Origin of the sequence: Enterobacter cloacae complex sp. P12RS (genome assembly GCF_014895875.1) — a bacterium.
Lineage (GTDB): Bacteria > Pseudomonadota > Gammaproteobacteria > Enterobacterales > Enterobacteriaceae > Enterobacter > Enterobacter bugandensis.
This window is the reverse complement of record NZ_JADBQO010000007.1, coordinates 493,889-507,296: the sequence shown is the minus strand read 5'-3', so window position 1 is coordinate 507,296 and position 13,408 is coordinate 493,889. Positions and strand designations below refer to the sequence as shown.

Genomic DNA, 13,408 nt, shown 5'->3' with positions numbered 1-13,408 from the left:
TCCTGATGTTGCATGTTTAATCTTGAAAATGCACGATAGTGCTGGTATTGATAGTTACTCTACGTAAGGAGGACGAAACGTGCAATCAAAACGTGCAAATGTGCGCATCATTGACAGTGAAACCCTGTCCGATAACTGGTACTTACTTAAAAAATATACCTTTGACCTGCAAAGACGCGATGGCGAATGGCAGCGGCAAACGCGTGAAGTTTATGACCGGGGGAACGGCGCTACGATCCTGCTCTACAACCGTGACCAAAAAACGGTGATTCTGACCCGCCAGTTCCGCTTCCCGGTCTTTATTAATGGCCATGAGGACAATCTGATTGAGGCGGCGGCCGGCCTGCTTGATAACATGGATCCGGAAAGCCGCATTAGAGCAGAGGCGGAAGAAGAGACCGGGTTTAACGTGTCGAGCGTGCAGAAAATCTTTGAAGCCTACATGAGCCCAGGCTCCGTCACGGAGAAACTCTATTTCTATATTGCCGAGTATCAGCCGAAGGACAAAACCAGCGCAGGCGGCGGTATCAAAGCGGAGGGAGAAGATATCGACGTGCTGGAAATGCCCTTTGAAGAGGCCTTGCGGGGAATTGATACGGGCAAAATCGTCGACGGAAAAACCATCATGCTGCTCTACCATATTGCACTGAAAGGCATTCTGTAACCTGCCGGTCGCCCGACGCCTGTCCCGGTGCAGGTGTCGGCCTGTGCTATCCTTGCTGAAACACGCAAAACGGAGATCTGAAGATGGCCGACTGGAACCCTTCGCTTTATCTGCAATACGGCGCTGAACGAACGCGCCCTGCCGCCGAGCTGCTTGCCAGAATTCCCCTGAGTGACGTTGCCACCATTGCCGATTTGGGCTGCGGGCCGGGAAACAGCACCGCGCTGTTGCAGCATCGCTGGCCAAAAGCGCAGATTGTCGGCGTCGATAACTCACCGGCTATGCTGGAAGAGGCGCGCAGCGCACTGCCCGACTGTCAGTTCGTTGAGGCCGATATCCGCCAGTTCAGGCCAGGCCAGCCGTTGAACCTCATCTATGCGAACGCATCCCTACAGTGGATACCTGACCATTACGATCTCCTGCCGCATCTGGCGTCACTGCTCGCGCTCAATGGCGTGCTGGCGATCCAGATGCCGGACAACTGGCTTGAGCCCACGCATGTAGCGATGCGTGAAGTGGCGCTGGAGCAAGGCTACCCTGACCGTGGCCGCGAGCCGCTGCCTGGCGTGCATGCCTATTACGATATCCTGTCGGAGGCCGGCTGCGATGTGGATATCTGGAGGACAACCTATTTCCATAAAATGAGTTCGCACCAGGCTATTATTGACTGGGTCAGCGCGACCGGTTTGCGCCCGTGGCTCCAGGAACTGAACGAGAGCGAGCAGCAACGTTTCCTGAAACGCTACCATGAACTGCTGGAAGAGCAGTATCCGCTCCAGGAAAACGGGCAGATACTGCTGGCGTTTCCTCGACTGTTTATGGTTGCCCAGCGTCAGCCCTGAACGGCGCTATGAACGGGCCTCTTTGAGCAGCTGCTGGATAACCTTTTCCTGCTGCTCATAATTCCCTTCGCCAAACGAGGTATAGCGTAGCTGACCTTTAGCATCGAAATAGTAGTGCGCGGGCCAGTACTGGTTGCCAAAAGCGTTCCAGATCTGATAGTTGTTGTCCGTCACAACCCGGTACGGCAGTTGCCATTTATTTACCGCGTTTTTCACCGAGGCGATCGGTTTCTCCCAGGGGTATTCAGGCGTGTGTACCCCTATGACGACCAGGCCCTGAGACTGGTATTTTGTTGCCCAGTCGCGCACGTGCGGAAGGGTATGCTGGCAGTTAATGCAGTCCCAGGTCCAGAAATCGATCAGTACCACCTTCCCGCGCAACGATTCAGACGTGACAGGGTCACCATTTACCCACCCTGTTCCACCGCTTAATGAAGGCAGCTGGCTGCTGGGCTCGGTCATGACGACCGGTTGAAGCTTCGCTGGTTGCGCGGCGGGCTTTGCCAGATTCAGCAGCGCGGTTTCAAGACGATTCGCGACGCCGTTTGCGCCTTGCAGAGCAGACGTCATCCCCGTTGCGTTAAAGACAACGGCCGCTAACATCACCACGCCTGCCCCCTGACGTAACTTTTCCATCAGCGCCGATCTTGCTCTCAGCGGCGCCATCAGCGTGCGGCCTCCGAAAACGAGCAGGCCCAGCATCAGCGCGCAGCCGCTACCATAGGCGGCCAGCAAGGCTCCTGTGGCAATGGCCGAGTGTCCGGCAATATTGATGCTGAAAATGGTGCCCAGAATCGGTCCCGCGCAGGGAGACCAGAGCAGCCCGACGGCAAGCCCGGCCAGAAAAGCCGATGCCATACCACGCGTTTGCCCGCTTCGGGTGTTGAGGACATTCCCCGCGCTGACTGCCGGCCCGGCGATACGCTGGGCAAAGGCCGGAAAAATTAAGGCCAGTGCGGCCGTGGCCAGGACGATAAGCGCGACCCAGCGCCCGACGATAGTTGCCTCTGCTATCCACTCGCTGGCGACGGTGACGACCATCGCCACCAGGGTGAACATGACGATCATCCCCGCGAGCAGCGCCAGAATATGTCGCCGCTGCCCCTGAAAACCGGCGAACAGGAGAGGAATTACCGGGAGCGTACATGGACTGAGCAAGCTTATCATCCCGCCCAGGAAAGCAATTATCAGAAACATAGACACCTCACAATACAAGTCCTGCGACGCTGCAGTGAGGCTATTTCATCGTGCGGATGTGTTCAGGATATGTGTAAAAGCATGGGTTTTTGTCTGGCTCTGTATCGGCCACGCGGGGAGATACAGAACCGTACAATTAAAGGCGCGGGAGAGTAATCGAAACGTCCAGCCCGCCCTCTGCGCGGTTCTCCAGCTTTAGCTTTCCGTCCAGCTGAGCGGTGAGCTGCGCTGCGATCGCCAGGCCGAGTCCTGTCCCGCCGGTGTCGCGGTTGCGTGATGTTTCTACCCGATAAAACGGCTGTAATACCGCCTCCAGCTCGGCATCCGGTATCCCAGGCCCGCCGTCCATGATATGAATCACCACCTCTCCGGCAGCCGAGTCATCAATGCTAATGGTGGCGTAGTCGCCAAATTTCAGGGCGTTATCCAGCAGGTTGGTCAACACCCGGCGCAGCGCCTGTGGACGCGTGACGATGGGCAAACGGTTTTCGCCTGCCTGAAACTGCACGTTTTTACCGATGTCCTGATAATCGCAGGCGATGCTGTTTATCCAGGCGTTCAGCTCCAGCTTCAGCGAGGTCTCTTCCAGTGATTCTGATGACCGGGCATACGCAATACCCTCCCGCACCAGACGCGACATGTTATCAAGGTCGTTTAAGAGCTTGTCGCGCAGGTCAGGCTGATCCGCCATTTCAACACGAAGCTTCATGCGGGTAATGGGCGTCTGGAGATCGTGCGATATGGATGCCAGGATCTGCGCCCGCTCCCTGAGATAGGACTGAATGCGCGCCTGCATCGCGTTGAAGGCATGTGCTGCCCGCTGCACCTCGACTGGCCCCTTTTCCGTCATTGGCGTGTTGGCGGCCGGGTCCAGGGAGTCTACCGCGCGGGTAAACTGTGAAAAAGGCCGTATCACCTGGCGTACGGCGATCCAGGAGCAGGCAGCCAGCACGAGCAACTGCAGAATAAGAACAACGGGCAGCCAGCTGGCGACCGGAGGCATCCGAGGGATCAGGTCAATGGTCAGCGGCGCGCCATCATGTAACGTGAGATGCGCCTGGATATGTGAAATGGCGCCGGGAACGGCGGTGAAGCTGAGCGGGTACTGTGCTGCAAGCGTCGCTTTTAAGGTTCGGATGGCGTCCCGGGAGCGCTTGTCCGTCGGCGCGTTGCCAGGATCTCCCGGCCCCAGAATATAGCGGTAGTTACCCCGTTCAAGGCGCGGCAACCAGGCCGCGCGCTCGCTGGCGGGTAAGCGGTCTAAAATAGCCACGCTGGTCGCGACATCGTATTCCAGATTACCGAGCATCACCGTTCGGGCGCTGTGCATTCGCTCTATCATGACCAGCGTCAGGCTCAGGGCATTGGCGAGCAACAGGCCGGGCAGCACGACGATCAGCAAGCGGGCCAGCAGCGAGCGAGGCCAGAGCGTCATTCGTTAGCCTCTTTGATGGTGACCGGCATGGTAAACACATAGCCCTCGCTGCGCACGGTTTTAATATACGCGGGCGTACGGGCATCTTCATTCAGACGCTGGCGAACCCGGCTAACCAGCAGGTCGATTGAGCGTTCAAACAGCTCGGCGTCACGCCCCTGCGTCAGGTTGAGCAGCTGATCGCGGGTCAGCACCCGCTGCGGGTGGTCAAGGAAAACGCGCAGCAGGCGATACTCCGCCCCGCTGAGCGCCACAATCACCCCTTCCGGGTCGATCAGGTGGCGGGCAACGGTATCGAGCTGCCATTCACCGAACATCACCAGCCGCCCTGCTTCCGTCACCTGTAAATTGGGCGGCATCGTGCGAAAACGGCGTAAAATCGCTTTGATACGCGCCAGTAATTCTCGCGCGACGAAAGGCTTTACGACGTAATCGTCGGCTCCCATTTCCAGGCCCAGGATCCTGTCCGTCTCCTCGTTGCGCGCCGTCAGCATCAGGATGGGCAGATCTTTATATTTCCCGACGCGTAATTGCCGACACAGCGTAAGCCCGTCGTCGCCGGGCATCATAACGTCCAGCACCACCAGGTCGATATGCTGCTTGTCCAGCACGACGCGCATCTCTTTGCCGTTTGCCGCGCCAGAGGCGCGATAACCGGACTTAACGAGATAGTCGATAATCAGTTCACGAATATCCCTGTCGTCATCGACGACAAGGATATGATCAATATGCTCCACCGAAATCTCCAGACCGAAGGGTAACGTACTGAAAATAGCACATTTCAGAGTTTGTCAGCGTCAACAACTGCCTTGACGAAATCCTGCGGATCTTCCTGAGGCGGATTGTGCCCCACGGTTGCGCCGAAGGTACGGTGTTCATACTTACCGGTGAATTTACCCGCGTAGGCCTGCGGTGCCGGATGCGGCGCCCCGTTGTTTCCGCCTTCGATGGTGATCGTCGGAACGGTGATATTCGGCAGCGTGGCCAGTTTTTGCTCGTAGGCGTCGTATTTGCGCTCGCCTTTTTCCAGCCCTAAGCGCCAGCGATAGTTGCTGAGCGTTACCGCAACGTGATCCGGGTTATCAAGGGATTTGGCGCTGGCGTTAAAGACAGCGTCGCTAAATTTCCAGTCAGGTGAGGCCTGAGACCAGATCAAACGAGCGAAGTCATGCGTGTTTTTGGCATAGCCTTCAGCGCCGCGCTCGGTGGCGAAATAGAACTGATACCACCACTGCTGCTCCGCTTTTGGCGGCAACGGCTGTTTACCAATCTGCTGGCTGCTGATGAGATAACCGCTTACCGAAACGAGCGACTTAACGCGCTCTGGCCACAGCGCCGCAACGATATCGGCCGTACGGGCACCCCAGTCATAGCCTGCAAACACCGCCTGCTTGATATTCAGGGCGTCCATCAGGTTCACGATATCTTTCGCCATCGCGGAAGGCTGGCCGTTGCGCGGCGTTTTTGCCGACAGGAAGCGCGTAGTACCGTAGCCGCGCAGAGAAGGCACAATCACGCGATAGCCTTTTGCCGCCAGCGCAGGCGCGACTTCAGCGTAGCTGTGAATATCGTAGGGCCAGCCGTGTAACAGAATGACCGGTTGGCCGTCTTTAGGACCAATGTCGACATACCCGACGTTAAGATCGCCGGCGTTAATTTGCTGTGGACGATCGAAAGCCGCCGCTAAGTTAGTGCCGGTGACTTCGGCCTGACATGACATGACGGTGCCAAGGGAAACGGTGAGAGCAAGCGTTGAATAAGCGAGTTTGCTGGACATGTTGGTATCTCCGGTTGAGTACAATTCACGGAGATATAACAACAGTTCAATGTATAGCGGATATGTGCGGAAACGCGTTTATTGCAAGCCTGTGTATGTATCTGGAACACGGATACAGTGTGATACAAACACAGGCTGCTGCCTTAAAGGGAGAGACGATAGCGGACGTAATCGTCAGCGTCACCGTATCGATCGTAGAGTTTACGTGCCGGATTGTTCTCCCGGGTAACCCAGTAGAGCTTTGACCACCCTTCGCGCTTGCCTTCCGCTATCAAGGCATCAATCAGCGCCTTACCCGCTCCCGCGCCGCGCTCGGCTGCATCAACAAACAGATCTTCCAGATAGCAGATGGGCGCGGTTGACCAGGTTCCTTCGTGCAGAACACACATTGCGAAACCGATGACCTTTGCGTCTTTCTCTACCACCCGACAGAACATCGGTGAATGCGCTGAAAGCGCCCTTTCCCATGTCGATGCGGTAACGGACTCCTCGAGGTAGCAATCATAAAAATGGGTATAGCCATCCCACAGCGGTCGCCACTGGGGATAGTCATCTTCGCGTAGAGGTCTTACCGTGACAGCCATGCGTTCCTCACATTACAAGTCGATTGCCATTTCAAAACAGCGTAAATCAGCCCCCGCCATACGCGAGTGATGATAGTTTTCGCGCAGCGTAACAAACCCCAGCTTCTGATAAAAGGCGTGGGCGTTAGGCGTTGCATCCAGCCTCAGGCGGGTTATCCCCCGGCTGCGCGCCTCGTGTGTAAGCGCCTCGATAATTCTGGTCGCCATGCCTTTTCCGGTGGCTGAAGGCAAGGTGAATATGGCCTCCAGACAATGGGTATCAAGATCCAGATAGCCGGTAGCCGCAATGACGCCCTTCTCGTCTTCCACCACGTAAAAAGGGTAATCAATGACCATTTGACGGTAATGCTCGGGCATAAGATCCGGCGTCCAGCGTGCAATCACGTCAGCGTCGTAGCTGGTTTTGCAGCCGTGACGAATCGCCTGATTGCGTATATTCCAGAGTATTTCGGCTTCCTGTGGATGAGCAGTTCGTAACGTCATATCACCTCTTCAATATTTCGCCATTAAAGAGACGTTGCCCATTTTTGGTAGTGAATAACCACAGCACGCCTCACCAGAATGTGATAGAGATGAAAATACCAGAACGCAAACAAAAACATAACGCTTAAATAAGGAGATCCGCAGATGACAATACCGACCCTCACGACAGAACGTCTCCTGCTGAAACCGCTGGTCGCCGAAGATGCGGTTCAGATTCAAAAGCTGTATCCGCGCTGGGAGATCGTTCGCTATTTGGTCTCTTCCGTGCCCTGGCCCTACCCGGATAATGGCGCGGAAAACTATGTGAATAACGTCGCGCTGCCGGATATGGCAAAAGGGATAGCCTGGATCTGGAGCATCCGCCGTCGTGAGGTGCCGGATGCGTTGATGGGGATTATCTGTCTGTACGATGTTGACGATAATAACCGCGGATTCTGGCTGGCGCCGGAGTTTCAGGGACAGGGATATATGCGTGAGGCCAGCATTGCCGCGACGGATTACTGGTTTAATACGCTCAACAAACCCGTTTTGCGGGCGCCGAAGGCCGCCGCGAACAGCCGCTCCCGTCGTATTTCAGACAGCAGCGGCATGCGGCTCATCAGAACGGAAAAGAAAGCCTACGTCAGCGGGATATTGGACTCCGAACTGTGGGAGATCACCCGCGACGAATGGAACGCCCATCAGGTCAGCTGATAGTGCTTATCCGGCATCAGCCTTTCCGGAATGTTCTCTTCATCGTTCATCTGTAGCAGATCGCGTTCCATCATGTTGCAGATGGCGTCCAGCGGAAGGTCGTTATCTTCTGTGCCAAACGGGTCTTCCAGCTCTTCCGCCAGGGTGTCCAGCGAGATAAAGGTGTATGAGATCAGCGCCGAGACAAACGGCGTCATGTAGTGCAGATCCACAACCAGCGCGAACGGCAGCATGATGCAGAACAGATACACCGTGCGGTGCAAAATCAGCGTATAGGCAAACGGCACTGGCGTTGTCGCAATCCGTTCACAGCCGGAAAGGACGATGGACATATCGTTGAGGCGGTTGTTCAGGCTGTGGAACAGGATGTCCGAAAGCTGCCCGTTACGCCGCCGCACGGCCAGCCACTCCCCCATGACCAGCAAAATACGGTTCGCCGGCGAGTTGGCGCCCATTACCTGAGCTAAAACGTCCGGGGCAAGATAGCGAGAGAGCTGGTCAGCGTTCATTTCCCGGCGCAGGGTCATGCGCAGGCAGTTGGCAAAGGCGATCTGCAGGCGGACAAATTCCCCCAGGTGATTATCGTCCGGCAAGGTGTTTTTTACCTCGCGAAACAACGAGCGTGCCGCTATCATCAGTTGCCCCCACAGCTGGCGAGCCTCAACGTAGCGTGAATAGCAGGCGTTGTTTCTGAAACCAAGAAAGATTGCGATCGCCACGCCGAGAATGCTAAATGGCGCCACGGTAAATTTGATGCCCAGCGAGGTATACCAGGGCAGCATCAGGATAACGGCGATAGAAAGCAGGAAGTTGAGCAGCAGTCGGGTATAGATTTTGGGGAGTACCGAACCGTGCCAGACAAAAATCAGTTGTAGCCAGTGCTGTTTAGGACGAACAATCATAGTGAGTTTCAGGCAAGAAAAGAGCGTGGCTATTAAACGTGATCCCCATCACGGTTGCAAGCATGTTAACGGAACATTGCATTCTCTCACCTGAAGAACGAAAACCGCACGGTGCTGCATTTGATTTTAAAAACAGGGTAAATAGTATGTTGTAACTAAAATAATGCCTGTTTAAACCCGGCCGAAGCCGGGTCTCGTAATTAGCAAAGCGGCTTCACCGCTGCGCGCATGCCCTTCAGCAGAATGGCATCAAGATCCCGCGTCACCTGATCAACCAGACCGTCTACTTTCGTCAGGTCTTGCTCCCAGTGCGCTTCTACGCTCAGCACGGCGTGCACCAGTTCGCGGGTAGCGAGCTGATTATCGCGATGCTGCGCCCATAGCTGTTGATAACGTTCCAGCCAGAACGCATCATCCTGCACCGGATAGTTCTCTCCATTACGCTCCGCGCGATAAAATGCGATCAGTGCCGCTAACGCAAACGTCAGACGCGCTGGCAGTTGACCTGAGGACTTCTGCCCTGCCAGCAGCTGCGGAAGAATACGCGTGCGATACTTGGTCATGCCGTTGAGCGCGATGGAAAGCAGCTGGTGTCTGATGTAGGGATTTCGAAAACGCCCTGTTACCGCGCTGGCGAACGACTCCAGTTCGTCGCGGGGCAAATCGAGAACCGGAATAATTTCCTCATAAATTGCTTTTTCGACGAAAGCGCACACGTCTTCATCATTCATCGCCTCGCCAACCGTGTCCAGCCCGGCCTGATAGGCCACCGGTACCAGCGCCGTGTGCGCACCGTTAAGAATGGCGACTTTACGCTCTTTATAGGGCTTGATGTCGTCGACAATCAACACGTTTAACGGGTACTTATCCAGGCGCAGTTCACCAGCCAGCGAGGCTGGCCCCTGAATTACAAACAGATAAAAGTGTTCAGCCGTGTCCAGGAACCCATCGTGATAACCCAGCTCGGCCTCAAGCGTGTCCACTTCATCGCGCGGGTAACCGGTTACGATACGGTCAACCAGCGTTGAGCAGAAGTGGTTTGCCTCGTTCAGCCACTGGATAAAGGCGGCAGGCAGCGCCCACTCCTGGGCATAGCGCAACACAAGTTCACGCAATGCGTCACCGTTGTAGTCAATCAGTTCACACGGAATGATAACCCAGCCCTTGTCAGGCGCGCCGTTAAAGTGGCTAAAGCGCTCAAACAGCAGGCGCGTTAGCTTCGCCGGGTAGCTGACGGCAGGCGCATCGTCGAACTTATCCCCCGCGTGATAGCTGATTCCGGCTTCGGTGGTGTTCGAGAAAACAAAGCGCATATCCGGGCTGTGTGCCAGTTTCAGAAAGGCGTCGTAATCGTCGTAGACGCTGATTTCACGGTTAACAGAGCGGATAAGTCGGGCTTCGCTCACCTCTTCGCCCTGCTCATTCAGGCCACGAATAATGGTGGTGTATAACCCATCTTGCGTGTTCAGCGACGGCGGGAAGTCGCTCTGAATAGGACGAACGATAACCACACCGGCGTTGAGATCGGTATGTTCATTCAAAAGGTCAATTTGCCAGTCGACAAACGCACGCAGGAAATTGCCTTCGCCAAACTGAATAATGCGTTCGGGATACTGCGCACCGGGAAAATCACGACGGTTGAGCGTGTTCACAAGAGGGTTCCTTTTATGATTAGTCATACAGCCTGATAAGATTGGTACGATAACTTATCAAAACTTTACGACCAGAAACCCTGTTTCGATCAATCCCCGGCGTGGTTGTGAAAAAATTATAAGAATTTATAGAACACCGACGTGGCCGTCATAGCGCCGTCCGGCATCAGGGCGTAGCGCGGGATCTCACCGACCTTTTGCCAGCCGGCACGCTGGTAGAAGGTTTCGGCGCCGCTGCCGGTGGAGGTATCGAGCACCAGAACCGAAATGTTTCTGGCCCGGGCCTCCGCTTCCAGCGCTTCCATCAGCGTCATTGCGGCCCCTTTTCGACGCACTTTTTCATGAACCAGCAGCTTTGCCACGTCCGCACGGTGCGGCTGGTTTTCCGGCTGGTCGGTAATCATTTGCACCGTGCCGATGACGCCCTCCTGCGGATCAATACTGGCCAGCACCACGCGCTCGTTGCGCCCTACGCTGTCAGCTATGCCGAGCCAGAATGAACGGGCCTTCTCCAGGTTAAAGGGCAGCATAAAGCTGACGGATGCCCCGCCGTTTACGCAGTTTTCGAGGATCCCGGCCAACGCATCAAGATGGGTGAGAATGTCGTCGCGGGTGAGGTTTTTGATTTGCAGTGAGGTATTCATTTTTTTGTCCTTACGTTGAATATCCTCACTTTGCATTTAACATTTTATTAACGCAAACGGAACGGTCATATGCTTTTGTTATGTCATCTGGCCCGCTGCCGCTGCTGCTTCATGGCATACATTTTTTCATCGGCATCTTTAAGCCACTGCTGCAGGTCGTTGCCGTTATGATCGAATTCGCTCAGCCCCCAGGAGAACAGAAGCGACCACGGATGTAGCTTGCGTGCATTGTAGTTTTCGACCTGCTCGGCGAGATACTGCATGGCTATCCACGCGCCCTTCTCATCCGTATCAGCAAACAGCACGGCAAACTCATCGCCACCAAAACGAACCAGCATATCCGCTTCGCGGAAAGAAGCGCGCATCAGCTGCGCCATGGTCTTTAACGCCTTATCCCCCTCTTCGTGCCCGTAGCGATCGTTAATCTCCTTGAAACGATCCAGATCCAGCCAGCCGAGCGTTAACGGCTCAGCCCGGCGTCGGGCGATGGAGAGCGTGAACCGCACGAGCTGGTTAAAGCCCCGTCGGTTGAATAATCCGGTCAATTCATCCGTGGTCGCCGCGCTGATTGCCGCAAACTCATCTTCAGCCAGCGCGCCCAAATCCCCCAACACGGCGAGATCGGTCGCTGAGAACTCCCGCGGTGCGTAGTCAATCAGGCAAAGCGAGCCAACGCTCGCGCCGTTGCGTAAACGCAGCGGAAAGCCTGCGTAAAACCGCACGCGAGGTTCACCGGCCACCAGCGGGTTATCCGCAAAACGATCGTCCTGAAGCATATCCCCGACGATCAGCGGTGCTTCGGTGAGGATGGTATGGCCACAAAAAGAGATGTTGCGCGGAACGGAATCGGGTGCCTGCCCATCCGCCGACTTAACGATCAGCGTATGCTCATCAATAAGGTTGACCATGGCCAGCGGTACCTGGAAAAAACGTTTTGCCAGACGCGTTAAGCGGTCAAACGCCGGGGAACTGTCAATCTCAAGCAGACCCGATTCGCGCAGCGCGTTAAGTCTGTCAATTTCATTTTCAGGTGTTGCAGGTGCTTTCATAATGTCTCCTGACGTAAAGCGTTACTCAAAGCGTAGCTTAAACCGAGACATTGTCAGCGTTCGACGTCCTGTTAAGCCGCTATCCATTTCACGTCAATGCGTTATGACGATTTGCTCGTCCGCTAGCCGGGTACGAAGATGCAGGCGGTAAGCGCAGAACGCATTAAATATCATTTTTGGGCGTTCATCTGTATCACCAGCCAGCGGTGGATCACGCTGACGATATAATGTTGCTGCTGCGCGCTCAGCTGCACGCCCTGGGGAATGTTATGCCATTTTGCCAGACAGCCCCGGCAGCAGGTCGCGGTGGCATGCTGGGCGATAAACACCGGGTGGCCACGCATGGGCGTCTGCTTGCCGTCGTTTGCGGGTTGCGCGGGTGCAAGGCGTTTAGCGACAAAATCGGCGGCATGCTGGTCAATGGTTTCGGGGCCTTTGTCCCAGCAGTACTGTCGTTCCTTATTGCCTAAGCGGAAGCGCGAGCGAAACGTCGATCGCGCCAGGCGGGAAAAAAGGGGATCCAGGTCAGACATCAGTATACAGAACGTCCCAGGCGCTGGGTCAGCTTCTCCAGAACCGCCACGCCGGCAAGTGAATTTCCCGTTTCATCCAGCTCCGGGCTCCAGACGGCAATCGCCATTTCATGCGGCACTATCGCCACCACCCCGCCGCCAACGCCCGATTTGGCCGGAAGGCCAACCCGCCAGGCAAACTCCCCGGCGTTCTGATACATGCCGCTGGTAGCCATCAGGGCGTTAACCTGACGGGCCTGAAGCGGGGAAACCACCTCCTGATCGAGATGCGGCGCGTGCCCCTGGTGCGCAAGGAACAGAAACGTCTGAGCCAGCTCAACGCAGTTCATCTTGAGGGCGCAGTAATGGAAGTAGTTTTGCAGCACGGTCGCCACGTCATTGTGGAAATTGCCGAAGGATTTCATCAACCAGGCGATAGCCGCGTTGCGGGCGGAGTGTTCAAACTCCGAGCGCGCCACCACCGAATCATAGGCAATATCGTCCACGCCAGAAAGCTGACGAACAATCTCAAGCATTCGCTGACGCGGTGCGCTGAGGCGGCTTTGCAGCATATCGCAGACCACCAGCGCCCCGGCGTTGATAAAAGGGTTACGCGGTTTACCCTGCTCGATTTCGAGCTGAAGCAGTGAGTTAAAGGGCTGGCCGGACGGATCTTTTCCCACGCGCTGCCAGATCTCTTCTTCCTCATACTGGCGCATCGCCGCGACCAGACTCAGCACTTTAGAAATAGACTGAATAGAAAAGCGTTCAGCGGCATCGCCTGCCTGGTATCGCTGTCCGTCTATGGTACAGATAGCGATGCCCAGCTTATTCCCGCTCACCGAGGCAAGGGCCGGAATGTAGTCGGCAACCTTCCCCTTTCCCAATAACGGACGAACCTGCGCCAGAATCTCGTCCAGCATCTCATTATGGATGACCGCAGCCACTCTTTGCTCCTTGCCCTCAGGCTAAAA

15 protein-coding genes are annotated in these 13,408 nt (G+C 55.7%); 3 read left to right on the top strand and 12 right to left on the bottom strand.

Features of this window, described 5'->3' with window-relative positions:
• Positions 1 to 79: 79 nt before the first annotated feature.
• Both IM284_RS05350 and tam read left to right on the top strand, forming a co-directional pair.
• Positions 80 to 664, top strand: a complete 585-nt coding sequence (locus IM284_RS05350; protein ID WP_047368556.1) for an NUDIX domain-containing protein — start codon at positions 80 to 82, stop codon at positions 662 to 664.
• A gap of 83 nt (positions 665 to 747) precedes the next feature.
• Entirely contained in the window at positions 748 to 1,506 is a 759-nt protein-coding gene (gene tam, locus IM284_RS05345) for a trans-aconitate 2-methyltransferase (RefSeq protein ID WP_045260523.1), read from the top strand.
• A 6-nt stretch (positions 1,507 to 1,512) separates the two neighbouring features.
• On the opposite strand, the gene IM284_RS05340 is transcribed toward tam, so the two are convergent.
• The 6 genes from IM284_RS05340 to IM284_RS05315 form a co-directional block, all read right to left on the bottom strand.
• Positions 1,513 to 2,703 carry a cytochrome c biogenesis protein/redoxin gene (locus IM284_RS05340; RefSeq protein ID WP_047368555.1) on the bottom strand — a complete coding sequence of 397 codons (1,191 nt, stop codon included), beginning with the start codon at positions 2,701 to 2,703 and terminating at the stop codon, positions 1,513 to 1,515.
• 136 nt (positions 2,704 to 2,839) lie between these two features.
• Positions 2,840 to 4,138 (bottom strand): ATP-binding protein, encoded by a 1,299-nt coding sequence (locus IM284_RS05335; protein ID WP_047368554.1) that lies wholly within the window; start codon positions 4,136 to 4,138, stop codon positions 2,840 to 2,842.
• Complete coding sequence (locus IM284_RS05330) at positions 4,135 to 4,875, bottom strand: response regulator (protein ID WP_047368553.1); 741 nt, start codon at positions 4,873 to 4,875, stop codon at positions 4,135 to 4,137. Before IM284_RS05330 ends, IM284_RS05335 begins: the two co-directional genes overlap by 4 nt.
• A gap of 44 nt (positions 4,876 to 4,919) precedes the next feature.
• Entirely contained in the window at positions 4,920 to 5,915 is a 996-nt protein-coding gene (locus IM284_RS05325; RefSeq protein WP_047368552.1) for an alpha/beta fold hydrolase, read from the bottom strand.
• 143 nt (positions 5,916 to 6,058) lie between these two features.
• The gene (locus tag IM284_RS05320; protein ID WP_028013156.1) at positions 6,059 to 6,499 is read right to left on the bottom strand and encodes a GNAT family N-acetyltransferase; all 441 of its coding nucleotides are present in this window, start codon (positions 6,497 to 6,499) and stop codon (positions 6,059 to 6,061) included.
• A gap of 12 nt (positions 6,500 to 6,511) precedes the next feature.
• Positions 6,512 to 6,982, bottom strand: a complete 471-nt coding sequence (locus IM284_RS05315; protein WP_047368551.1) for a GNAT family N-acetyltransferase — start codon at positions 6,980 to 6,982, stop codon at positions 6,512 to 6,514.
• A 144-nt stretch (positions 6,983 to 7,126) separates the two neighbouring features.
• On the opposite strand from IM284_RS05315, the gene IM284_RS05310 reads away from it, so the two are divergent.
• Positions 7,127 to 7,675 (top strand): GNAT family N-acetyltransferase, encoded by a 549-nt coding sequence (locus tag IM284_RS05310; RefSeq protein ID WP_028013154.1) that lies wholly within the window; start codon positions 7,127 to 7,129, stop codon positions 7,673 to 7,675.
• Here IM284_RS05310 and IM284_RS05305 read toward each other — a convergent pair.
• The 6 genes from IM284_RS05305 to glsB all read right to left on the bottom strand — a co-directional run bounded on the left by IM284_RS05305 (position 7,663) and on the right by glsB (position 13,381).
• Entirely contained in the window at positions 7,663 to 8,577 is a 915-nt protein-coding gene (locus tag IM284_RS05305) for a bestrophin family protein (RefSeq protein WP_047368550.1), read from the bottom strand. The two genes, IM284_RS05310 and IM284_RS05305, sit on opposite strands and share 13 nt — an antisense overlap.
• 200 nt (positions 8,578 to 8,777) lie before the next feature.
• Positions 8,778 to 10,229 carry a tagaturonate reductase gene (locus tag IM284_RS05300; RefSeq protein ID WP_193055743.1) on the bottom strand — a complete coding sequence of 484 codons (1,452 nt, stop codon included), beginning with the start codon at positions 10,227 to 10,229 and terminating at the stop codon, positions 8,778 to 8,780.
• A 116-nt stretch (positions 10,230 to 10,345) separates the two neighbouring features.
• The gene (locus IM284_RS05295) at positions 10,346 to 10,873 is read right to left on the bottom strand and encodes a GNAT family N-acetyltransferase (RefSeq protein WP_047368548.1); all 528 of its coding nucleotides are present in this window, start codon (positions 10,871 to 10,873) and stop codon (positions 10,346 to 10,348) included.
• Positions 10,874 to 10,956: 83 nt separating this feature from the next.
• On the bottom strand, positions 10,957 to 11,922 hold the full coding sequence (locus tag IM284_RS05290) for a sensor domain-containing diguanylate cyclase (RefSeq protein WP_028013150.1): 966 nt from the start codon (positions 11,920 to 11,922) through the stop codon (positions 10,957 to 10,959).
• Positions 11,923 to 12,092: 170 nt separating this feature from the next.
• Complete coding sequence (locus IM284_RS05285; protein WP_045260515.1) at positions 12,093 to 12,455, bottom strand: DUF4186 domain-containing protein; 363 nt, start codon at positions 12,453 to 12,455, stop codon at positions 12,093 to 12,095.
• On the bottom strand, positions 12,455 to 13,381 hold the full coding sequence (gene glsB, locus IM284_RS05280) for a glutaminase B (RefSeq protein ID WP_047368547.1): 927 nt from the start codon (positions 13,379 to 13,381) through the stop codon (positions 12,455 to 12,457). The genes IM284_RS05285 and glsB overlap by 1 nt, the downstream gene beginning before the upstream one ends.
• Positions 13,382 to 13,408: the final 27 nt, after the last annotated feature.